The organism is Moorena sp. SIO3H5 (assembly GCF_010692395.1).
Taxonomy (GTDB): Bacteria; Cyanobacteriota; Cyanobacteriia; order Cyanobacteriales; family Coleofasciculaceae; genus Moorena.
In genome coordinates this window covers 1-23,562 of the sequence record NZ_JAAHHS010000081.1, presented here as the reverse complement: position 1 = coordinate 23,562, position 23,562 = coordinate 1, and the positions used below count along the sequence as shown (strand labels likewise).

Below are 23,562 nucleotides of genomic sequence, written 5' to 3'. Positions count from 1 at the left end.
GGGTTTACCCTACCGCGTAACATCCTTTGAGAATCCCCCGTGTTTTAACCGGGGGAGATGTCAAAAAAATCAACTGAGGCACGCTAACTCGGTAAACCGTGCCTCAGCTCCCTTGGTATATTGGTATATAGGGTATTTAGACGGCTTCTAGATTTTTTTCCCCAGTACGAATTCTAACCACCTGATCGACGGGGCTAATGAAAATTTTACCGTCACCAATTTCACCGGTGCGAGCTGCAGCGATCACTTTGTCTACGACCATATCGACTTGATCGTCTTCTACGACAATTTCTACTTTGAGTTTTTGTAGGAATTCCACAGTGTACTCTGAACCGCGATAACGTTCAGTCTGACCTTTCTGGCGTCCAAAGCCTCGAACCTCAGAAACTGTCATTCCGACAATGCCAGCGTTGACTAGAGCGATTTTGACTTCGTCCAGCTTAAATGGCCGGATGATGGCTTCTACTTTTTTCAATCTCCTAACTCCTCAGTTGTTCTGCTATTCATTTGTTATATGTTGACATCCTCACCGTCCTAGAAGAAAGGCGATTCCTAAACCTCACGATTTAGGTTTCTGCTTCAATGCAACAGCTGTCACAAGCCTTCCATTGCCCTGTCATCTTTTCCCGGTCTACCGATTTTGCTGCGCCGCCAGGTTACTGGACTTCGCTCGTATAGGCTGTCTGAATCCAATCTGCAAAGCCGACGCTACGCGAACGTCTCGGGTGGGTCATTGACCATCCTGATGGTAACATAAAGCCGTCCTATAAGAACGGGGTTTTTTTTTGATAAGCATGACACTTTATCTCACTGTGGATGTGAAAATTTTTATAAATGCTGATAGGGTAACTCTCAAGTGTTGATCTCGATTGATCAACCGCGAAGACGACTCGCTTTTCTATACTTATCGATATATTAGCTGCACAGGTATTTGATGACTGCCCACCAACTCATGCTCCCCTGCTTTTATGCCCCACCCATCGTTCCCGTCTTTGCAGTTCATTTCCTTAACTACCTTGAGCCTGTGGCAAAATTGAGGTAAGCCCATCTATCCACCATTCCCAGCATGACCGCAACCACACCCACCCTGGCAACCAAATACGAACCGAAAACCACCGAAGCCAAGTGGCAACAATACTGGGAAGAAAACCAAGTCTTCAAAGCTGACCCCAATCACCAGGGTGAACCCTACTGCGTTGTTATCCCCCCACCTAACGTAACTGGGAAGTTGCACATGGGTCACGCCTTCGAGAGTGCCCTGATTGACACCCTCGTCCGTTACCACCGGATGACAGGACGCAATACCCTTTGGCTACCGGGAACTGACCACGCTAGTATTGGTGTACAAACCATTCTCGATAGAAAGTTACAAGCTCAAGGTAAAACCCGCTATGACTTGGGACGGGAAAAGTTTATTGAATGGGCTTGGGAGTGGAAGGAAGAATCAGGTGGCACCATCGTTAACCAGCTGAGGCGTTTGGGGGTTTCGGTGGATTGGTCGCGGGAACGCTTCACGATGGATGAAGGCTTATCGAAAGCAGTAATTGAAGCCTTTGTCCAACTCTATGACCAGGGACTGATTTATCGGGGCGAATATATGGTCAACTGGTGTCCAGCCTCGGAGTCCGCTGTCTCAGATTTGGAAGTGGAAAATAAGGAAGTAGATGGGCATTTGTGGCATTTTCGATATCCCATTACTGATAGCAATGGTTTTGTGGAAGTAGCTACCACTAGACCAGAAACTATGTTGGGAGATACGGCGGTTGCAGTTAATCCTGATGATGAACGCTACCAGGATTTAATTGGTAAAACTGTAACCTTGCCAATTATGGGACGAGAAATTCCGATTATTGCTGATGAATTGGTTGATCCAGGGTTTGGCACCGGTTGTGTCAAGGTAACTCCGGCCCATGACCCTAATGACTTTCAAATGGGTCAGCGTCATAGTCTGCCATTCATTAACATCATGAATAAGAATGGCACATTAAATGAAAAGGCTGGCGCTTTCGAAGGACAAGACCGGTTTGAAGCTCGGAAAAATGTGGTGAAGCAGCTGGAAGCAGAAGAGCTGTTGGTTAAGGTAGAGGACTACAAACATACAGTACCCTATAGCGATCGCGGAAAGGTTCCTGTTGAACCCTTAATCTCAACGCAATGGTTTGTCAAAATTCGCCCCCTAGCTGACCGAGCCCTAGAGTCTCTTGACCAGCACCATTCTCCAGTATTTATCCCGGAACGTTGGACGAAGGTCTACCGAGATTGGCTGGTGAAATTAAAAGACTGGTGCATCTCCCGCCAACTCTGGTGGGGACACCAAATTCCAGCTTGGTATGTGGTGAGTGAAACCAATGGCACAATAACTAGCGAGACTCCGTTTATTGTGGCTCACCATGAAGCAGAAGCTAAGAATAAAGCGGTAGCAAAATTTGGAGAAAATGTCAAGCTAGAGAAAGACCCAGATGTGCTGGATACCTGGTTTTCCTCAGGATTATGGCCCTTCTCTACTATGGGATGGCCTGATCAGACCAAGGATTTGAAGACTTACTATCCCACTACCACCCTGGTAACAGGTTTTGACATCATTTTCTTCTGGGTTGCCCGCATGACCATGATGGCAGGACATTTTACGGGTCAGATGCCGTTTAAGAGTGTTTACATCCACGGGCTAGTGCGGGATGAGAACAATAAGAAAATGTCTAAGTCGGCTAATAATGGTATTGACCCCTTAATCCTGATTGACAAGTATGGTACGGATGCCGTGCGCTATACCTTGGTTCGGGAAGTGGCAGGTGCAGGTCAAGATATCCGAATAGAGTATAACCGCAAGACGGATGAGTCAGCTTCTGTAGAAGCATCCCGCAATTTTGCCAATAAACTGTGGAATGCAGCCCGGTTTGTAATGCTAAACCTTGATGGTAAGACTCCCGAAGAGTTGGGCCAACCAACAGTAGAGGCATTGGAATTATGCGATCGCTGGATTCTTTCCCGTTTTCACCAAGTGGTGCGTCAAACTAGGGATCATCTAGATGCTTATGGCTTGGGAGAAGCGGCTAAAGGACTTTATGAATTCATCTGGGGTGATTTTTGTGATTGGTACATTGAACTGGTCAAATCGAGGCTGCGTGAGGATGCCAATTCTCCGTCGCGGGTTGTGGCACAGCAAACTCTAGCTTACGTTTTAGAGGGTATCCTCAAGCTACTCCATCCCTTCATGCCCCATATCACTGAAGAAATCTGGCACACCTTGACCCAGAAATCTGGGGAGGTTTTGGCGCTACAACCTTATCCTATAGAGTACTTAGATAAAATAGACCATGACCTTTCGCCAATAGGCAATACCCAATCTTCTATATCCCCAAGTTCTCTAATTGACTCAGAACTAGAGCAAAGGTTTGAGCTGCTGATCGGTACAATCCGTACTATCCGCAACCTCCGGGCTGAGGCAGAGATTAAACCAGGGGTGACCGCACCTGTTATTCTGCAAAGCAGCAACAGTGACGAAGGTCAAATTTTAGAGGCGGGTCAAGCCTATATCAAAGACATAGGTAAGGTCAATCAATTAACCATTACTCCAGCCTTGGAGAAAGAGGTTAAGAATACCATGGCCGGTGTAGTCGGCACTGTCCAGGTGCTAATTCCCCTAACTGGTGTGGTCGATGTGGATGCTCTACGGGCTAAGTTAGAAAAGAATTTACGTAAAGTAGAGGCGGAAGTCAAATCCTTGTCTGGGCGTCTGGGTAATAAGAACTTTGTGAGTAAAGCTCCAGAAGCAGTGGTTAAGGGTGCTCAAGAGGCATTGGCAGAAGCTAAAAAGCAAGAGTCTATTTTACGCGATCGCTTAAATAGACTTTAGAAAGATTTCTATCAAACCGGTAATGCTACACCTAGCTAAAGTTCAAGACAATGATGATTTTGGCGGGCTCAAATTGCAACTACTTGCCCGCCAAAACTCTGATCAATTCTGGGAAGTGATTGAGCCAAGACCTGTGGCGTTTACTAATTCCCAAGCTTTAAAAGAAGGTTGCTTAGTCTTAATCGATCTGGCTGAAACTCAAGAGGTGATCACTATTCAATCTGCCACCGATTGGGTGTTAGATTTAGTCAAGAAGTATTTAACAGCTGAGGTTAAGTCTACCTTTTTAGAAGAAGAAATGAAACGGGCTGAACAATGGCGGCAAGAGCTAACCTTGAAAAGCCAAGGGTTAGATATCCGCGATTTAGAAGTAGAAGCACGTCGCGAAAAAATTGAAGCTTTAGCAGAAAACTTGAAATTGGAGAAGAAACAGCTGGAGCAAAAGGTAGCCCAATTGGAGGCTAAAATTGATCAAGCTGGTAATGAGTAAAGGGAATAGGGAATAGGGAATAGGGAAACAGAGGGATATGTGAGTTAAAATCCCCCTTGGGAGTAGTCACTTAATTTGACTCAAAATATACCGCAAGCGGTCATAATCATCCTTAAGTAAGACACTCAAAGTTCGTCCGGCCTTGACTAACCAGTCACGGTCAGTCTGACGAAGACGATAAACTTCCCTAATCACAGCTGCTGTCAGGGGGTCTACTGGGGCACCATTGACTTCTAAAAGTGTTCGCAAAAAATCCAAATCTCCAGTAAAGTGAATAACCTCTGATGGTTCACACTGGTAGACAGGTTGATGAATTTGCGGGGGACGGGGTGGAAGATACTGATAGACTCGACCATGATGGTTGCTAAAACCATTAACACCTTCTTCCGAAGACATAAACCCAACGATGGCAGCACGGAACTCAGTTTTGAGCATGGCGAAAATCTGAGGCTGCTGCTCACGTAATTCTGCCAGTGACAATCCTAAAGCTGTTGCTCGATGAACCGAGTCAATCGGGCTAGTGGTAGCATAATAAACTACAGCAAAAATTTGATTACCTGACTCATCATCTACAGATTTTACCCAGCTGCCAAAGGCAGGCATGACCGGAAAGCTTAGATCTTCTGGCTCTAAACATTGAGCTAGAAATTCTGTAGTTGCTGTTTCAATCACCTCAGCAAGGTGATTTTCTGAGCGATTGCTGGGGGTAAACTGGGGTAAGGGAAGGCGCATGGTTTAGTTATTAGTCATTAGTCATTAGTTATTGATGTATGCCCTTGATTGATTTATGCGATTGATGTATGCCCCAGTTTTATGCCCCAGTTTGAAGAGGGTGTTGAAACAGTAGTCTGGTAGAGTTTTTTAGAGGCTGATTAGGGGCTTACTCGAGACGACAAGTGATCTATCTAACCCTTTTTACCAATTTTTGGTTTCACCTCTTCGATTTCCGACAGCTGAAAGGTCACTAATTTATCCCAGTTACCTCCTTCAAACAGCACAGCTGCTTTACCATCACTAACCCGCTGTACGAGCCCCTCAAAGCGATAATAGGTATCGTCAACATTGATTACGCGAACTATAGAACCTGGAAAAATCATGACTGCCTCAAAACTTAGATTGCCTTATTTAGATTTCCTTTACTAGGATAGGAGTTATTTGACTTATTAGTCATCCAGTATCTCATAACCCATAACTTATTGAAATTTCAATCGCTGTCGATAATTGGCCACTGCTTGGGCTAACCCTAGGCCAAGAAAGTTGGTTAGTAGGGCTGAACGACCGTAACTGAGTAAAGGCAGAGGAATTCCTGTGATGGGAGCTAAGCCAATAGTCATCCCAATGTTGATCACGGTTTGAAACACAATCATTGAGAGCACGCCAATTGTTACTAGAGAGCCAAAGTTGTCTTTAGCATTCTGAGCAATCAGCACCAAGCGTAGGCACAACCACCACAAGGCTAATAAAATACACAAGCAACCTACAAAGCCTAGTTCTTCACCAATGGCTGAGAAAATAAAGTCAGTATGCTGTTCCGGGATAAAGTGGAGTTGAGTTTGAGTTCCCTGGTTCAGTCCCCTTCCCCAAAGTTCACCAGCACCGATACCAATTCGAGACTGAATGAGGTGATACCCTCCTCCCAGTGGATCTAGATCGGGGTTCAAAAAGAGCGTTAATCGGTCTTTTTGATAGTCCTTCAAGAGATTCCAGAAGACTTTTCCTAACGGTCCGACCACTAGGTTAACCACCAGGGTACCCAAGGCTCCCAACCAGCGCCAAGGGAGACTCAGGAAGGCAATCAGTGTGATCACAACAGCCCAGGTATACCATGCAGGTAAAGATATACTGAAGACAATGGCTGACACCAGAGGGGAAATCAACAGGAGCAACCAGCCGGGATTGGCATTTGCCCAGTAAAGCATACTCAAGGTAATTGCCCCAAACACCAAGGATGTTCCGAGATCAGGCTGCCCAAACACTAATGCCCAAGGTACGATAGTTACTGCTAAAGCTGCTATTACTGCTGGAATGGTAGTAGCGGGTCGTTTGTGCAAGATGGCAGCTAGAGTAATAATCAACCCGACCTTGGCAAATTCTGATGGTTGAACATTAAAGCCTCCAATAGTAACCCAACGCTGAGCACCCTTAGCACTAGCACCGATGATCATTACAGCAATTAAGGACAGATTGGTGATGGCGTAAATTACCCAATGCCATTGGATCAGAGATTGATAGCGCGATCGCGCAATGAATAGAGCGATAAACAGTCCAATACCACCAATGAGCAAGTGGGAGACCCAATAGTTTCCACCATTGTCGATGGCTGCAGAGCGAATCATCACTGCCCCAAAGATGGTCAGCCCCACAGTCAGGAATAACAGTTGCCAGTCTAAGTCCTGCCAGGGAGCCCACAACAGCCGCCAACGAATACTGTTTCTTATTCTAAATTTATTAATTTGTACCATCAGTTATGAGGTATGACCTAGAGCAAAGGGAACAGGGAATAGGGAATAGGGAGCAGGGAATAGGTACTTCGGAGCAGGGAAGAAAAATTATCACAATTTATTTAGAGTCCCTATATTAGGTATGAGCTATTAGGTATTAACCCTGAGAAAATTGTTAATGGTGATTTTCCATGTTCTATGTTTGAGTTATTCTTGCCTACAATTATTTGTTAATTAGAAAGGGCAGCAATGGAAACTTTGGCAGCAATCTGAGATGCGATCGCTATCAGTGCTTTAGCGGAGGCTGACTCTGGATTACCCACAGCGATGGGCAATCCTTGATCCCCTCCCTGGCGTAGGGAAATTTCTAGGGGAATACAACCGAGCAAGGGAATTCCTAGTTCTTTTGATGTTTTTTCACCTCCTCCAGAGCCAAACAGGTCATACTGACGATCGGGCAAGTCTGGTGGGATAAAGTAACTCATATTTTCTACTATTCCCAACACCGGGACTCCCATTTGCTCAAACATTTTCAAGCCTCGGCGGGAGTCTAACAGAGCGACATTTTGGGGTGTTGTCACAATTACGGCTCCTGCCATGGGTACTGCTTGGGCTAAGGTTAGCTGAGCATCCCCAGTACCTGGTGGCATATCCACAATCAGATAGTCCAATTCACCCCACTCTACCTGATAGAGGAACTGGCGAATAATTCCATTTAACATCGGTCCGCGCCAAACCACTGGCTGATCTGGATCTATTAGAAATCCCATGGACACTAGCTTGATACCGTGGTTGAAAGCTGGCTCGATGACATCCCCGTGTTTTCCTTTCTGAACCATGACTTTGGCATCAGTTAATCCCAGCATGGCTGGAGCATTGGGACCATAGATATCAGCGTCTAGGAGACCGACTTTAGCCCCCAACTGAGCCAAAGCAACTGCCACATTTACCGAAACAGTACTCTTCCCGACGCCCCCCTTACCACTGGAAATGGCTAAAATATTTTTTACGCCCTCAATACCAGTGCGGTCAGGCAAGGATTTTTGCTGAGGTGTTTCAGCGGTAACATCCACTACTACCTCTTCTACTCCTGATAGCTGTTTGACTGCCTTTTGGCAATCCTCTACAATAAATTCCCGCAACGGACAGGCTGGGGTGGTCAACACTAAGGTAAAACTAACTGTACCGTTGTCAACCTTGACATTGCGGATCATATTTAATTCCACTAAACTCTTCTGGAGTTCGGGGTCTTGTACCGGTCGTAATATGTCTAAAACTGAATTTGTATCAAGCATGACAGATAGGCGGGCATAGCCTGTGTTAGCTAAGGCCACGAGGAATGGGGCTACGGTTCGATTGTAGAGCTTTACTAGGCGCAGTGATTGCCAATCAGACTAAGAAAATAGACCATCAAAGCGATCGTTACCAACTGTCTCGAACGGTTTTTGATTGTTTTTATATTTGACTGACAGCCTAACGCCTAAGGGGGTCGAGGAATAATTTCTACTCCGTGAAAGCTGAGAACTATGTACTTAAGAAAATCGCAAACCCCGATCAAATCTCATGTCAATCGAGATTATAGCGTTAATTTTACTTATCAAGTGCATTCAAGTTTATTATTCCTGTCTTGATGCAGTCGCACTATGGGTAAACCCTCTCATGTCCGCGCACCCGCCACTATTCCCTACTCTCTAAAACCCACCGGCTTAAGTACCTCATGGGATTGATAAATACTATAGGTGTTGCCCCCCAGTTGATAGTGAAGATCAACTATATCCGAGGCCGACTTAAAATTTCGTTAAACTACAACTATCCCTTGTGATAGCTATATTACAGCGCGTTCGAAATTGCAAAATTGCTCAAAAATTTGGTCACTTGCACAAACTATGTTATTCTACAAGAGGCCTAAATGTTAGGGATAAATATGGGGTTAACGAGAGACCTCTTAAAGGAAGTTGTCTGGTGGAGCTGTGCTCCCAGTCCGGTCTCTGATCACGAGGATTCCGATTATCCTGATCAACCATCCCTAGCCAAAATAAAGGAGTTCGACTTTGGAAAACAATGTTGTCATGGGGTTTATCACCCGATGATGACTAAACTTTTTGCAACTCTTCCGCACTAGAGGTTTCTCTTGATAGGATTTGGGCTGATAACTACTTTCTAGCCCTCTAGACATCAGAGATGTCACAAGTTGTCAACAACAAGAGGTATGTATTTTGAAGACAACCATTACTGAACCCAAAAGTGCTAAGACAGTTAATAGTTTTGATGCGATTAAGGAAGCCCACAAGCTTTCTGGAAAGGCTGACGATCTTAAGCAATACTACGATCAATGGTCAAGGGCTTATGACCAAGATGTTGATAATGAAGACTATTGTGGATCGGATTACATTGCTACCTATTTGGATTTGTTGCCCAAGCACGATGGGAAGTTTTTGAATTTACGCAATCTGGAAATCGAATATTTTTGCGACCGACTTGGTTATACCATGATATGTCAACTGTTGACACAGCTACAAGTGGTGCCCGCAATCAAGGGGGTAAAACCTATGGAAAAGAAGCTCTGAGATTGGGTTTAGAGCAGATACTTTATGTTTTGGGTGAAGCAATCGCGGTGTATGAATAGTGATCCCCAGAGTTGACAAATTCTTAATATACCCGAATGCAACTTGCTGATTAGTGAAACTGAAAGACTAAGGAAAAAAATGTTGAAAGAACAAGTCAATCAATATACTGGCATTAGCGAATATTACGATCTTTTGATGACAGCAGGTTATTATGATTACGAAGCTCAAACCGATTCTCTAGCTCACATATTCAAATCATGTAATTCTGTTCTGGAATTAGGCGTCGGAACCGGATTAGTCGCTGAAAAATTAATTAAAAAATTGCCTGAAATTGATTTTGTGGGAATTGATTTCACTGAAAGTATGTTAATCCAAGCACAAAAACGCCTGGCAAAAAACATTGATTTACGCCATGAAAATGTATTAACCATGGATTTGTGCAAAAAGTTTGATGCAGCTTTTTCCAATGGAGGAATTTGGTATTTTATTGACAACCATGAAAAAGACTATATTTTTTGTAGCCATTTACCAAAAATACAAAATATTATCAAGAGTTTCCATAATGTAGCAAATCACTTGAACAATCAAGGAAGCTTAATTTTTAGTGTTCAAGGTGTTCATCAAGATTATGAAGAAACTTTAACCGATGAAATAACTTATAGTCAGCAAATATTACCACTTCCTTATGATAAATTTGACAAACACTATAGTTTTCATCGAAATAAAATGCTCTTGGCAAAGCAAACTTGTAAATATCAGCTCTTGCCAGAATCAATGGCTCAAATATTATTGCATGAATGTGGTTTTGAGTTTCAATATATAACTCCCTGTAAGCAATATCATGTCTATAAGAAAGTAATTTAAACAGGCTTAAGCTGTTCAGCATTTAGATTGGGATACCTCAATTAATCACAGGGAACAGAAAAAAGCGGGTGTGGGAACAGGTAATAACCAATTTAAGCAGGTGCACAAAATTAATTACACATTTTAAAAAACTCAAAGCCTTACGATGTAAGGGTTACAGAGATTGGGAGTAGGAAATTAATTTTGTTTAGGTGCTTAAATGCACATCAGCTTAATAATATCAAAAATCAATTTTGTTTGGATCTTGAAAAACATGAATAAAATAGGCTTTATAGGTGTTGGTAACATGGGAAATCCCATGGCACGAAATTTACTTGAAGCAGGTTTTCCTGTGGTTGTCCATGATTTACGTCCGGCATCAGCAGAAAACCTGATAAAAAAAGGAGCAAAATGGGCCGAATCGCCAGAAGTCCTTGCTCGTCAAACAGATGCAGTGATTACAATGTTACCCAATCCTGCAGCAGTGGAGAGCGTTCTTTTGGGTGAGAAAGGACTATTGAAAAGTTTAAGTCCCAATTCCACTTGGATTGATTGTACGACCAATTCTCCCACCTCATTCCAAAAAATTGCCGAAGAAGCTATTTCTGTGGGGGTTAAGGTAATGGAGGCACCCGTAACCAATGCAGTAGATGGGGCAGAAAGAGGAGAATTAATCTTTTTCGTTGGTGGTGATCTTGAGGTATTTGAACAAGCAAAACATATTCTTGAACCCATGGCAGAACAAATTTTTTATGCAGGAGCTTTAGGAACGGGAAATATAACGAAGCTAATTACTAATATGCTCTGGTTTATCAATGCTTGTGCAATCGGAGAAGCACTTGTTATTGGAGAAAAAGCTGGTATTCCACTTACTAATTTATCGGAAATGATTAAAGCAAGTGCTGGCAACAGTTGGGTTGCACAGCATGATATTCCATCTATCTTTGCAGGACATTATGATCCATCCTTTACTCTTAAACTGTGTGTCAAAGATTTGCGGCTTATTGATGAACTTGCTCAACAATACAATATACCTTTAATGATGGGAAATCAAGCCAGAAGTATTTTTCAGTCTGCCCAGGCAAAATATGGTCACGACAAAGGAGAAATGTCTGTGGTTAAACTCTTAGAAGATATTGTAGGAGTATCTTTGCAAATTAATCAAGTAAGTAAGGATTAAGCTTTCAAATATAGATAATAAAGAAGGATGAATGTGATCCAATTATTGGCGCTTTCATCCAAAGCATAAAATAATAATACGTGAATTAACAAAAATGGATAAAATATTAGCTCTGTGGGCAGTGCCACGATCAACGTCTACTGCATTTGAGCGTATGATGCGAGAAAGAGGGGATTTTTCAGTACATGACGAACCTTTTGGGTTATCTTTTTACTATAGTCAAGAGCGTCGTAACACTACCCGTTATCCAGAAGCGGAGTTAAATCCTGAAAATAGTTTTAATTCAATCTTAGCAAAGTTAAAGCAAGAAACTGAAAATAAGCCCGTTTTTATTAAAGACATGGGCTACTATATTACTCATATAGCTAACCCTGAGTTTTTTTATAATTTTGAGAATACTTTTATAATTAGAAATCCAGAAAAATCTATCCCGTCGCTTTTTAAAAATTGGCCTGATTTTACCTTAGAAGAAACTGGATATGCTGAACTAAATAAGCTGTTTGAAACAGTGAAGGAAATGGATGGGAAAGTTCCAATATTAATAGATTCAGATGATTTAATCCAAAAACCTGAAGCAACGGTGAAGGCTTATTGTGAGGCTGTGGGTATCCCTTTTATTAAAGAAGCTCTAGCATGGAAACCTAAGCCTCAACCTGAAATCAATCAATGGGAAGGTGGATGGCATGATTATACTCAATCTAGTCAGGGATTTAAAGAACGAGAAAAAAAAGATTATGCCAAAATTGAAGACCATGAACATTTAAAGCAAGCTTATGAGTTTTGTTTGCCTTACTACCAAAAGCTCTACGAACAGCGCTTGTGTATAGAATAAAAAATAATAAAAAAATACATCTGAAAACTTTACCAGTAATCTCATTAATAAAATTCAAATACCTCAATGGTTCAAAATTAGGCAACGAAGAACACAAACGCCTCTACAACATCTGCTTATAGAATGGGTTTTTATATTTTAAATATCATGGCATTTATGCCGATTTAGTTCAACAAACTCTCGACAGTTGTCGTAACTTTTTTCAGTTGCCAAAGGACATTAAAGAAGACTACGGCCAAGACAAACAAACCGTTTATCCCAACATGTCTAGCCTTCAGCCTTGGTTTACTGCTTTTGGCCGCGCTGCATCCCCACTCCCTACTCCCAGGGAGTGCGCTTGACCCGTAATTAAATTCGCCACGGGTCGCACCGCTCCCTACTCCCTACTCCCTTTGCTATATAAGCTATCGTGGTGATTAAAGACTCGCAAACCAGCGACAGATTGCCATGAGAAAATTTTTGATACTGTGTCTGTTTGTAATAGGGCTGGGTTTTGCCCTGTTTAACTTTAAAGGATTGGCAAATCAGGGTAATTTTGAGTCGATTGTAATCGACTTCCGGGAAGATATCCCAGCTGCTCAACTTAATGAGCAATTGCAAGCGATCGCACAACAATACGAGGTTAATCCCCAACTCAATAGTGAATTTTCAGCAGCGGATCACATTTATATCCTAAACGGAGATAAACAACTGCTGAATACCCTGAAACAATCAGGACTATCCCAAGCAACAGAATATATTGAACCGAACTATACCTATAGTGCCTTCGAGGTTCCCAATGACCCTGACTATAGCAAGCAGTGGAACCTGCGCAGCATTAATATAGAATCTGCTTGGGATGACACCAAGGGAAGTGGGGTAACGGTAGCAGTGATTGACACTGGGGTCAGCGCAGTCCCGGATTTGAAAGATACTGAATTTGTTGAAGGCTACGACTTTGTCAATGACCGGATTGAAGCATGGGATGATCAAGGTCACGGTACTCACGTAGCTGGTACCATTGCCCAATCTACCAACAATGGTTACGGTGTTGCCGGAGTTGCTTACGAAGCTACCCTGATGCCCCTAAAGGTATTGGCAGCCAGTGGTGGTGGTACAGTGGCTGATATTGCGGAAGCAATTCGCTTTGCCGCTGATCATGAGGCAGATGTAATCAACATGAGTTTAGGGGGGGCTGGTGAAAGCAATCTGATGGCAGAGGCAATCGACTATGCCTATCACAAAGGTGTTGTGCTAGTGGCTGCTGCTGGTAACTCTAACCAAAATGCTGCTGCTTATCCTGCCCGCTATCCCCATGTTATTGGTGTTTCTGCCCTTGATTCCGCAGGACTGAAAGCTCCCTACTCTAACTTTGGTGCTGGGGTAGATATCTCAGCCCCTGGTGGCAGTGAAAATGGTAAAATTCTGCAAGAGACGATTGATGGAGACACAGGCAGCCCTGTATTTGCTGGCTTCCAAGGCACCAGTATGGCATCGCCTCACGTTGCTGGTGTGGCAGCTTTAATCAAAGCTACTGGGATTAAAGACCCTGCTGATGTATTGAATGTACTCAAGCAGTCAACCCGAGCTATAGAAGATGACCCCCTAAACCACTATGGTGCTGGACAATTAGATGCTGGTGCTGCGGTTCAACTCGCTCTGAAAGGACAAATTACTTTCCAAGACTTCTTCCGCTGGTTACGGGATAACGGCTATCTCAATCCTCGCTTTTGGATTGATGGTGGTGTGATCGCCCTGTGGCCCAAGATTGCTATGGTACTAGGTTCCTACCTGCTGGCCTGGTTCTTGCGCAATTATTTTCCCTTTACTTGGAGTTGGTCTCTTGCCACTGGTTTAGTAGCCGGGAGTTCAGGATTATTCTTCCTAAAAGGTTTGTATATCTTTGACTTACCCCAATGGCCCTTGCGAGTCATGGGCAGTTCGATTCCAGAATTGGGTAGCGCTATTGGCAGCAGTAGTTTTCTAAACCCTCTATTTGCCAGTGTTGTGATTCCATTTATTTTAATCGCCCTACTGTTAGGACATCCCCAATGGAAGTGGTTAGCGGTTGGTTCAGCTCTCGGTGTAGCCAGTTGCCTAGCCGTGAGTGCTGTGGTTTCACCTGAGCTAATCTGGCTAGGAGGCGGGGTTTTGTCTCGGGTGTTCCTGATTGGCAATGCCTTGCTCTGTTTTGGACTAGCTTATTTAGCCGTTCAAGGGGAGAAACAATCAGCATGACGATTAGCATCACAGGCGTGATTGAGCGCAAAGAGATGGGGTCAGGAGCCTGGGCACTGGTTTCTAACTCAGGGGAAACCTACGAACTCAAAAACAGTCCGCCACAGTTAAAGCAATCGGGACTGAAGGTAACGGTTACAGGAGAGGTGCGAGAGGATGTGATGAGCTTTGCCATGATTGGTCCGGTGTTGGAGATCAAGTCCTTTGAGTTACTCGCTTGAGTATCTTACCTATTGAACGAAGACAATCAGGACCTAAGTATTCAGGTATCAGCCTATTTTCCCATCACCCCATGTTCACTAGATCCTTAAAAGCTATGCTCAAAAATCATCTACCTATGGGGTGAAATCCCAAGACTCGGTAATTACCGAGTCTTGTCAAAATCTTTACAAAAACCATAATAAAGCTCAAAGCATACATCTAGAGCTTCTCCCTAAGACTGACAAACTGGTTAATACCAAGGATTAGGCAGTGTTGGCCTGAATTAGCAAAGTTGAGGGTCAGGCTGACTAAAATGCTCTGGATACAGTGATGACACCCCAAAGGAGTATCTTGGGGAAAATTTCAGATGTTAAGCTAGTTGATAACACGCTTATCATACTATGGATAAACCTACACCTTAATCCTTTCTCCTGGAAACCTTACTGATTCAGTACATCCAATGCTGCTGGGTATGAGTACCAATTCCCAAAGGGTAAATTAGCTGCTTGCGAAAGCAATTTCCCCTGTTTTAAGTGCTTAAGACCTTGTCTTGATGCAGTAGCTCATGGGGGAAACCACCAAGACCGCGCTGCATCGCTTCATCAGTTCGTGTTTAGAGGGAAAGGAGCAAGCAAACTAATCTATAGAGATGGCTAGATACAGTGGGTAACACCTTACCACCCAGTGAAAAAAAATCCCCAGCTCACCAAAGTGAACCGGGGGTGTCAATCAGGGTGCATCTACCATTTCACTTTTCTGAAATTGGTGATAGCAATCCGGAAAAATCTGGGTAAAGTGGCACCCAAATGCTGGAATTAGGAGATTTTCTGATTCAAAACAATTAATAGAGTATGCCTTGGAAACTTTAAATAAAAAACGGCATCAATACCATGAGCCAACAAGAATTTTCCCCTAAAGGAATACTCCTCAATAAGCAAATAGTAAACAAATATTCAATATTCAAGAATTTTTAAACCTTCAGCCAAAGCTCGTCACTATGAGCAAAATTGACCCCTTGAAATTGAGCAAAATTGGGCAACAGTGGCACAGGAATTCCATATCTCCGTAACCCCCTTAGGAAAACATGATGATTATCTGGTGCGCATCGAACGAGTGGCACCGGGAGTCTCATTGGCAGAAGAACAAGTCAGTTGGCCGGTAGAAGAATGGTTAACCCAGGCCAAGCAACTGATGAATGACCCCCTATTTAGTGTCCTGCAGGGTAGGGCAGCTGCGGTGGATGGTAGTTTTGCCATGCCATCTTGGGGAGAACCATACTCTCAATCCTCTTTAAACTTAGTTGCCTTGGGTCAAGAGCTATACAATGCCCTATTTAAAGGAAGCTTGCGCGATAGCTGGATGATGGCGCAAGCGATCGCTCAAAATCAACGGTCGGTTTTGCGACTGCGTCTGGGATTGAAAGGTACAGAATTACCCCGCCTACCTTGGGAAGTCCTCCATGCTGGGGATCGCCCCCTAGCCACAGGAACTGATGTGGCTTTTTCTCGCTATCAAATGACCAAAGGGTTGATTAGACCAGTTCCGAAGCCTTTGTCTCCACCGAATCAACCTCTGAAAATTTTGATGGTGATCGCCGGTCCAAGTGATCAAGAAAGTTTAGAACTCTTACAAGAAGCATCTCACCTTAAAGAAGAACTCCGCCATCGTTCCCCCAATGGACCACCAGCGATTCATCTGACAATTCTGGAACAGCCAGGACGGGAACAGTTAACCCAAGCCCTGGAACAAGGGAAATATCAAGTCTTCCACTATGCTGGTCACTCTAACCTAGGGGAATCAGGTGGTGATGTCTACCTGGTTAGCAAAAAAACTGGTTTGACAGAAACAGTAAGGGGTGATGATCTAGCAGGACTGTTAGTTAATAATGGTGTCCAGCTGGCTGTATTCAACTCCTGTCGTGGTGCTCATACAGCTGCTTCAGATAGCCAGGAAAACGGTAACGATCAAAATCTAGCCCAAGCACTGGTTAAGCGGGGTATTCCTGGTGTTCTAGCCATGGCAGAGCGTATTCCCGATGAGGTAGCCCTGACCCTAACCCGGTTATTATACCGTAACATCAACCAGGGTTATCCCATTGACCTAAGCCTCTCGCGAGCTAGACAAGGACTGATTTCTGCTTATGGCTCGAACCAGCTTTATTGGGCATTACCTGTTCTCTATCTGCATCCGGCATTTGATGGTTTCCTGACCAATGATGACCACAGTTATGACCGAACTCAAATATTTAGTCTGCCCGATCCTCCTGGAATGTCTGTAGGGTTAGACTCAGAAGAGGGTTTTTTTACGCCACCACAAGAGAGAGAATATACCACATTATCAGAATTTGAGGAAGATTCAGCTCTTGTCTCTAAGGGAGAAGCTGAGTATGACGATGGAAGTCTCACTGGTGTAACACAGGGTTTAGAATCCCATGAACTAGAAGCAGACGATCCCGCTGCTTTCATTAAGGGATTGCTGGATCAGCTGAATACAGAGGCGATTGGTGGGGAATCAACAATAACAGCATCGAACTTAGAGGGGTTATCCGAAAACTCTTACTCAGAAGCTGCTCAGAAGAACCTACCAGTCCATACCCCAAGCCAACTCCCTGCTCCTTTGAAAGCTTCAGCTGCAACGCTTTCAGCGGCTTTGTCTAGCGAGGGATCAACCCAATCAGCTCCAAACCTTGAGGATACTACAGCAGCACTTGAGGCGAAAAAGGTCACTAATCCTAAACAGAAGGGTTCAAGGTTACCACGTTCACCACTGTGGATCGGACTAGGAGCAACGGGAACTCTGGCCTTGGTACTTTTGGGGGTTTGGTTTTTCCAGAACCCTCCTAGTCCTGGGGTAGGGAGACAATTACCACCAGGTCTTTCCAAACCTGTTGATTACTCAAATGTGAATTTGACAAAGGCTAATACCAACACCGTCACAGCGATCGCAATTGAAGCATTCAGTGAGAATAATATTATTCGAGGAACCGAAGCTGTAAAGGCATTGCTAGACCGGGGTGCATTACCTCAGGCTTCTGCTGCTCTTAAGGAAGTTCCCTCAGCACAATTGAATAAGTCAATGGTGAGTTTCTTAAGAGGGCGTCTGGCATGGCAGTCTATCCAGACCGGCTCGGATCAATACAGTCTGGATGATGTCAGACGTTATTGGGAAAGAGCAGTCAAACAAGAACCTGACTCTTGGACTTACCGCAATGCCCTAGGGTTTGCCTATTACGCTGAAGGCAAATACGAGCGAGCTAACCAAGCTTGGTATGATGCATTGTACAGAAGTAGCAACGGGAAATCTACAACCGTTGGATCTGGAAAATCCAGCAATTCCCACAAATGGAATACCTATGCTGGCTTAGGGCTAGGCTTGTGGAAATCGGCTCAAGAACAAAACGGATCTAAGCGGGCGAGTTTGTCCCAACAAGCCCTCAACCTACGCCAAGAAGTGATCACCAACGACCCCATTAACTTCCAACCTGATGCCTTGAGCAAGAACTGGCTTTGGTCACAGCAAGCGATTAAAGATTGGCAATCGCTGTTAGAGGTTAGAACTTCTAACAATTGACGGTTAACAGTCAACCGTCAATATTGAACTAAGGGCTAACAAAGGGCAAATTAAATCAGCACTAGCATCGGCTGATGATTATTGATCCCGCATCAAAGAAGACAGAGAGCGGCGCTTACGCATATCCATCATGTTGGCAAGAGTCTCGTCTTTAGCATTGGTCTGATCAGTAGGCTCCGGTGGCAAAACCGTTACCTCGGTCTGTTGGTCATCACTCCTGTTTTGTGATGGTGGTAATAATGGTACTGATTTTACTGGTTGTTGTTTCCGAGTCGCCTTACGGCGTCTAGAATTACGGCGTCGCCTTCTACTACTGACACTAGATGTTATCGGTCTTTTCAGTTTCGTTTTCCGGCTTGAAAATTTTAGAGCCTTAGTAAGTAATAAGCAACCGCTGGCGCAGCCGACAGCAACAACACCAAACAAAGACAGAGGCACAGCCTCTTTTGCCGCTGATGCCCGCAGTTGAGCCAGAGCTGGTTGTGGATTATTGGCTTCTTCTTCAATCGGTCCAGGATCAATCAGACCAATAGTTGCTATGCTACCGGCTAAGACCATAACAACCCAAAGCCCAACCCAAACAGCAATCTGATGATTGTATATTAGCTTTTGGATGGACTCGAAATAATCTTGCTTTTGAGCCTGATGACCTGATGGTTTAGACATCGACGCTCACGATTAGTTAAAAAACACGCTGACGGCATTTTAGCATGGCTAGTCAGTTCGACCAATGTCTTTAAGGAGGTTATTGGTGACACTACAGCGTAAATCCCAGTTTCAAGAGTATTTAGCCCCTGAGACTACTACTGAGACTACTACTGAGACTACTACAGGGTTCTCGACTCAAAATTCTACAGATTATGGTGTTAAGTTGATCAACTCATCCCCTTCTCAAATCCCTAACCAGAACCAAGATCAGAAGACCTCTAAATCTTGGACAATTGAGAAAAGTGAGGAGCTTTATCAGATCCAAGGCTGGGGAGAACCCTACTTTGCCATTAACACTGCTGGTCATATCATGGTGTCCCCTAAAGGCAATGGGGGCGGCTCGTTGGATTTGTTGGAACTGGTAGAATCCCTTAAGCAGCGCAACTTGGGACTACCATTATTAATCCATTTTTCAGATATCTTGGCAGACCAGATAGCGCAATTAAACGCCTGTTTTGCCCAAGCCATTACTCGCTACAAATACCCTGGTCGTTACCAAGGAGTGTTTCCAGTTAAATGCAACCAGCATCGACATGTGGTTGAGGATGTCGTGTATTTTGGTCAACCTTATCAATTTGGTTTAGAAGTCGGTTCTAAACCAGAATTGATGATTGCTCTAGCAACATTGCTCACTCCGGATTCCCTAATTATTTGTAACGGCTACAAAGACCGGGAATATCTTGAAACTGCACTTCTAGCTAGGCGATTGGGACATAATCCGATAATTGTCCTAGAACAGCTAGAGGAAGTGCAGTTAGTGATTGAGGTGGCGGCTTCGTTAGGAGGCATCAAACCAGTGCTGGGGGTGCGAGCCAAACTGAGTACACAAAGCATGGGTCGTTGGGGAAATTCTGTAGGAGATAGAGCTAAATTTGGTCTGAAAATCCCAGAAATACTCCAAACCATTGACCAGCTACGAGAGGCTGGGATGCTTGAGTCATTGCAGCTGTTGCACTTCCACATCGGCTCTCAAATCTCTGCCATTAGCGTGATTAAAGATGCTATTCGCGAAGCCAGCCAAATTTATGCTGAGCTCAAGGGATTAGGGGTGAATATGCAGTATCTAGATGTAGGTGGTGGCTTGGCAGTGGATTACGATGGCTCCAAAACCAACTTCCATGCTTCCAAAAACTACAACATGCAGAACTATGCTAATGACATTGTGGCTGCGGTGAAGGAAGCTTGTGAGGAACATCAAATTCCAGCACCAACACTGATTAGTGAAAGTGGTCGTGCGATCGCATCCCACCAATCAGTTTTGATCTTTGATGTTTTGAGTACCAGTGATGTGGAATCTCAATCCCCTCCACTGGCAACGGAACAAGACCATCTAATTATCCGAAATCTTTGGGAAACTTACTGTACTATCGACCTTGAGAATTACCAGGAAGCTTATCATGATGCCATCGAGCTTAACCAAGAAGCAAAAAGCCTGTTTAGTTTAGGGTATCTCAGCATTACCGAGCGGGCTAAAGCTGAGCAGCTTTATTGGGCGTGCTGTCAGAAGATTCGGGAAATTATCAGGACACAAGACTATGTTCCTGATGATCTAGCAGACCTGGAAACGATCATGGCATCAATTTATTATGTCAACCTATCCGTCTTCCAATCAGTGCCAGATTGCTGGGGAATTAACCAGCTATTTCCGATTATGCCCATCCATCGGCTGGATGAAGAACCAACTCAAAGGGGTATCCTGGCTGACCTTACCTGCGATAGTGATGGTAAAATAGACCAATTTATTGACCTGCGGGATGTTAAATCGTTGCTGGAACTACATCCTTTGCGCAAAGCCGAGGAGCCAGAGAGAATTTCCAATGGCAAATCCCAAATCCCAAATCCTAAATCCAAAAAACCCTACTATTTGGGTTTTTTCCTAGTCGGTGCCTACCAAGAGATTATGGGGAATTTACACAATCTTTTTGGTGATAGTAATGCAGTTCACATCAAATTAAGCCCCAGAGGGTATGAAATTGAACACGTGGTTAAGGGAGATACAATCACGGAAGTTTTGGGTTATATACAGTATGATGCTGAAGATTTGGTAGAAGGTATGCGCCGTCGCACAGAACAGGCCTTGCAAGAGAACCGAATTACTTTGGCAGAATCTCAACGGCTGCTGCAAAATTATGAGCGGAGTTTGAGGAGTTATACCTATTTGAGTTGCTAAGCTCAGGATTTACCGAGTAACTCGAATTGTTGGGTTTCCTAGAACTTATAGGGTTTGGTGCTCAGTTTTGGGTAACTCCTGCTTAAGGAAAGGTATCAATTGTACTCGCTACAGCCAAAGCGATGGATATATGATTGATGGCACAGACAAGCGCTAAGGTAATCTGTGCCATGAAGCACGAACCATTCACCTTGACATTACAGAATGTTGATCATTAAGTTATAACGGTCGTTAAGCGCAAGTTTTATCGAGTGATTTAACTAACATGCCCACCAAAGAAAATCGCTTTTTGCAAGGGCGTAAAATCGCTCCGAGTCCGATTACAGCAGGAATCCCAATCACAGAATTAATCGACCAGACGTTTCTAGCCTACAATTCCGGTCGATTACGAGAAGGCTGCCAATTATTGGTAGAGCGGATGTTGCAGCCAAACGTAACGGTGGGTTTAAGTTTGACAGGAGCATTAACCCCTGCAGGCTTAGGAATGGCGGCAGTGATCCCATTGATGGAGGCAGGGTTTGTCGATTGGATAGTATCTACAGGAGCCAATCTCTACCACGACACTCATTTTGGTATCGGATTGGAACTTCATCAAGGGCGGCACGATATTAGTGATGTGGTATTGCAGAAAGAAGGAGTTGTCCGGATCTATGACATTTTCTTCGATTATGACGTGCTGCTATCAACGGATAAGTTCTTTCGTCAGATCATTGAACAGCCTGAGTTTAAGGGTCGAATGGGAACAGCAGAGTTTCACTACCTCTGTGGTAAGTACATTGCTGCACGGGAGCAGACATTGGGACTGGAAAGCCAATCCCTGCTGGCGGCAGCTTATCGGTTAGGAGTCCCGATCTATACCTCAAGCCCTGGAGATAGTTCGATTGGGATGAATTTAGCAGCGCTAGGGTTGCAGGGAACCGGACCAGTCATTGATGTGTCCTTGGATGTGAATGAAACGGCAGCAATTGTGCTGGCAGCTAAAAACCATGGGGGAGCTAGTGGGATTTGGATCTTAGGAGGTGGCTCGCCGAAAAATTTCATGTTGCAGACGGAACCGTATCTTCAAGAAGTCTTGGGTATTGATGAGAAGGGGCATGATTACTTTCTTCAGGTAACTGATGCCCGTCCAGATACAGGGGGTTTGTCAGGAGCAACCCCATCGGAGGCGGTTTCTTGGTGCAAGCTTGATCCACAAAAGTTATCAGAAACGGTAGTGGTTTATTGCGACTCGACCATTGCTATGCCCCTACTGACCGCTTACTGCCTAGCTAAGTTAGCGCCTCGTCCTCTAAAACGCCTCTATGACCAACGGAAAGCTCTACTGGAGCAGTTGAACAAGGCACATTTGGCTACCCAATCTACAGCAGTCAGATAGCGTTTGTATCTGGGTTGTAAACACACTTCTTGTCGAAAAAGGCAAGAGGCAAAAGGCAAGAGGCAAAAGGGTAAAGAGCTCCAGAGTTTTATTTGACAATAAAAAAAGAGTTCCTAGGTTTACATCTCAAATACAAACGCTATATGCTGGTTTTTTTAGCAAGTAGTCTTATAGCTAGTTAAACAGGCAAGCTTGTACAGAATTCTAGCGCCAACATTACCATCCCACTCATCACCAGAGTCTCCGGGAGCAACTTCGCACAGATCAAAACCAATAATTGTTTTTCCAGCTTTGACTAGCGATCGCACTAAATACATTGCCTCATTAAATTCCAATCCTCCCGGCACAGGAGTACCTGTATTGGGACAATAGGCGGGATTCAATCCGTCAATGTCAAAGCTAATATAAACTTTATTAGGTAAATTAGCAATAATTTCCTGGCACTGGGCTGCCCAGGTTATACCTTCGTAAGTGTTAGCTTTGAGCTGCCAGTCATCAAACATTACAATCCGGCGATCGCTATGAGCCCAAGACATTTCCTCTTCACAAACATCTCGGATGCCAACCTGAACTAAACGATTAATCTGAGGTAGGGTCAGAGCATTGTACATGATCGAGGCATGGGAGTAAGTAAACCCTTCATAGGCTTGCCGGAGATCGGCATGGGCATCAATTTGTAAAATGCCGTATTCCTCGTGTTGCTGTGTTAGGGCTTTCATTAACCCAAAAGGAACACTGTGATCGCCACCGACGATGGCAACCAGCTTGCCTTGCTCCAGCAGTTCCAGTGCCTGAGTGTAAACCCAGTTGTTGAGTGCAGCACAGGCTTGATTAACGATGGCTAACTGTTTTGCGATCGCATCATCATCCACATTGCCACCAGCTTCTAAATACTGAATAATCTCTTTAGCTATCAACCTCATAGCACGATTTTGGTCTTGGATAGCTGAGTTAATCGGTATAGTCCCGCACCTCGTTTCCCAAGCTTGAGGTACATCAAAGTCGTACCAATCTAACTGTACCGAAGCTTCTATTATCCCTTGGGGACCCTTTGCTGCCCCCTCTCGGTAAGATGTGGTCACGTCCCAAGGAACAGGCAGGAAAACGATTGAAGA

The 23,562-nt window shown here is 44.2% G+C and carries 18 protein-coding genes and 1 pseudogene; 12 read left to right on the top strand and 7 right to left on the bottom strand.

The window, feature by feature from the left end; all coding sequences use genetic code 11:
• Positions 1–136: 136 nt before the first annotated feature.
• Complete coding sequence (locus F6K52_RS11950; protein WP_293018096.1) at positions 137–475, bottom strand: P-II family nitrogen regulator; 339 nt, start codon at positions 473–475, stop codon at positions 137–139.
• 591 nt (positions 476–1,066) lie between these two features.
• On the opposite strand from F6K52_RS11950, the gene F6K52_RS11945 reads away from it, so the two are divergent.
• Together F6K52_RS11945 and F6K52_RS11940 are read left to right on the top strand one after the other, a co-directional pair.
• Positions 1,067–3,853, top strand: a complete 2,787-nt coding sequence (locus tag F6K52_RS11945; protein WP_293077680.1) for a valine--tRNA ligase — start codon at positions 1,067–1,069, stop codon at positions 3,851–3,853.
• A gap of 22 nt (positions 3,854–3,875) precedes the next feature.
• Positions 3,876–4,343, top strand: a complete 468-nt coding sequence (locus tag F6K52_RS11940; RefSeq protein ID WP_293077678.1) for a hypothetical protein — start codon at positions 3,876–3,878, stop codon at positions 4,341–4,343.
• A 66-nt stretch (positions 4,344–4,409) separates the two neighbouring features.
• Here the strand turns inward: F6K52_RS11940 and F6K52_RS11935 are convergent, their stop codons facing one another.
• The 4 genes from F6K52_RS11935 to F6K52_RS11920 form a co-directional block, all read right to left on the bottom strand.
• On the bottom strand, positions 4,410–5,075 hold the full coding sequence (locus tag F6K52_RS11935) for an HAS-barrel domain-containing protein (RefSeq protein WP_293077676.1): 666 nt from the start codon (positions 5,073–5,075) through the stop codon (positions 4,410–4,412).
• Between the two features lie 173 nt (positions 5,076–5,248).
• On the bottom strand, positions 5,249–5,440 hold the full coding sequence (locus F6K52_RS11930) for an NAD(P)H dehydrogenase subunit NdhS (protein ID WP_044493740.1): 192 nt from the start codon (positions 5,438–5,440) through the stop codon (positions 5,249–5,251).
• Positions 5,441–5,536: 96 nt separating this feature from the next.
• The gene (gene rodA, locus F6K52_RS11925; protein WP_293077674.1) at positions 5,537–6,805 is read right to left on the bottom strand and encodes a rod shape-determining protein RodA; all 1,269 of its coding nucleotides are present in this window, start codon (positions 6,803–6,805) and stop codon (positions 5,537–5,539) included.
• 209 nt (positions 6,806–7,014) lie between these two features.
• Entirely contained in the window at positions 7,015–8,079 is a 1,065-nt protein-coding gene (locus F6K52_RS11920) for an Mrp/NBP35 family ATP-binding protein (protein ID WP_293077682.1), read from the bottom strand.
• 921 nt (positions 8,080–9,000) lie between these two features.
• Here F6K52_RS11920 and F6K52_RS11915 point away from each other — a divergent pair.
• The 8 genes and pseudogenes from F6K52_RS11915 to F6K52_RS11880 all read left to right on the top strand — a co-directional run bounded on the left by F6K52_RS11915 (position 9,001) and on the right by F6K52_RS11880 (position 18,194).
• Positions 9,001–9,351 (top strand): hypothetical protein, encoded by a 351-nt coding sequence (locus F6K52_RS11915; RefSeq protein ID WP_293077672.1) that lies wholly within the window; start codon positions 9,001–9,003, stop codon positions 9,349–9,351.
• Between the two features lie 138 nt (positions 9,352–9,489).
• Positions 9,490–10,215: a class I SAM-dependent methyltransferase gene (locus tag F6K52_RS11910; protein ID WP_293077669.1), complete on the top strand. Its 726-nt coding sequence runs from the start codon at positions 9,490–9,492 to the stop codon at positions 10,213–10,215.
• A 253-nt stretch (positions 10,216–10,468) separates the two neighbouring features.
• On the top strand, positions 10,469–11,374 hold the full coding sequence (locus F6K52_RS11905) for an NAD(P)-dependent oxidoreductase (RefSeq protein ID WP_293077667.1): 906 nt from the start codon (positions 10,469–10,471) through the stop codon (positions 11,372–11,374).
• Positions 11,375–11,468: 94 nt separating this feature from the next.
• Positions 11,469–12,206, top strand: a complete 738-nt coding sequence (locus tag F6K52_RS11900) for a sulfotransferase family protein (RefSeq protein WP_293077665.1) — start codon at positions 11,469–11,471, stop codon at positions 12,204–12,206.
• A gap of 137 nt (positions 12,207–12,343) precedes the next feature.
• Positions 12,344–12,547, top strand: a pseudogene (locus tag F6K52_RS11895) (hypothetical protein); the annotation flags it as partial.
• 106 nt (positions 12,548–12,653) lie between these two features.
• On the top strand, positions 12,654–14,423 hold the full coding sequence (locus F6K52_RS11890; protein ID WP_293077663.1) for a S8 family peptidase: 1,770 nt from the start codon (positions 12,654–12,656) through the stop codon (positions 14,421–14,423).
• Entirely contained in the window at positions 14,420–14,644 is a 225-nt protein-coding gene (locus F6K52_RS11885; protein ID WP_293077661.1) for a hypothetical protein, read from the top strand. The genes F6K52_RS11890 and F6K52_RS11885 overlap by 4 nt, the downstream gene beginning before the upstream one ends.
• A 1,021-nt stretch (positions 14,645–15,665) precedes the next feature.
• Entirely contained in the window at positions 15,666–18,194 is a 2,529-nt protein-coding gene (locus tag F6K52_RS11880; RefSeq protein ID WP_293077659.1) for a CHAT domain-containing protein, read from the top strand.
• Positions 18,195–18,272: 78 nt separating this feature from the next.
• Here F6K52_RS11880 and F6K52_RS11875 read toward each other — a convergent pair whose 3' ends face one another.
• The gene (locus tag F6K52_RS11875; protein ID WP_293077657.1) at positions 18,273–18,860 is read right to left on the bottom strand and encodes a hypothetical protein; all 588 of its coding nucleotides are present in this window, start codon (positions 18,858–18,860) and stop codon (positions 18,273–18,275) included.
• A 64-nt stretch (positions 18,861–18,924) separates the two neighbouring features.
• On the opposite strand from F6K52_RS11875, the gene speA reads away from it, so the two are divergent.
• Positions 18,925–21,072 carry a biosynthetic arginine decarboxylase gene (gene speA, locus F6K52_RS11870; RefSeq protein WP_293077655.1) on the top strand — a complete coding sequence of 716 codons (2,148 nt, stop codon included), beginning with the start codon at positions 18,925–18,927 and terminating at the stop codon, positions 21,070–21,072.
• A gap of 265 nt (positions 21,073–21,337) precedes the next feature.
• A complete protein-coding gene (gene speY, locus F6K52_RS11865) occupies positions 21,338–22,447 on the top strand; it encodes a deoxyhypusine synthase (RefSeq protein ID WP_293077652.1) in 1,110 nt (369 codons plus the stop codon).
• A gap of 155 nt (positions 22,448–22,602) precedes the next feature.
• On the opposite strand, the gene F6K52_RS11860 is transcribed toward speY, so the two are convergent.
• Positions 22,603–23,562: agmatinase family protein (locus tag F6K52_RS11860; protein ID WP_293077650.1), on the bottom strand; the 960-nt coding region annotated here is incomplete at its 5' end.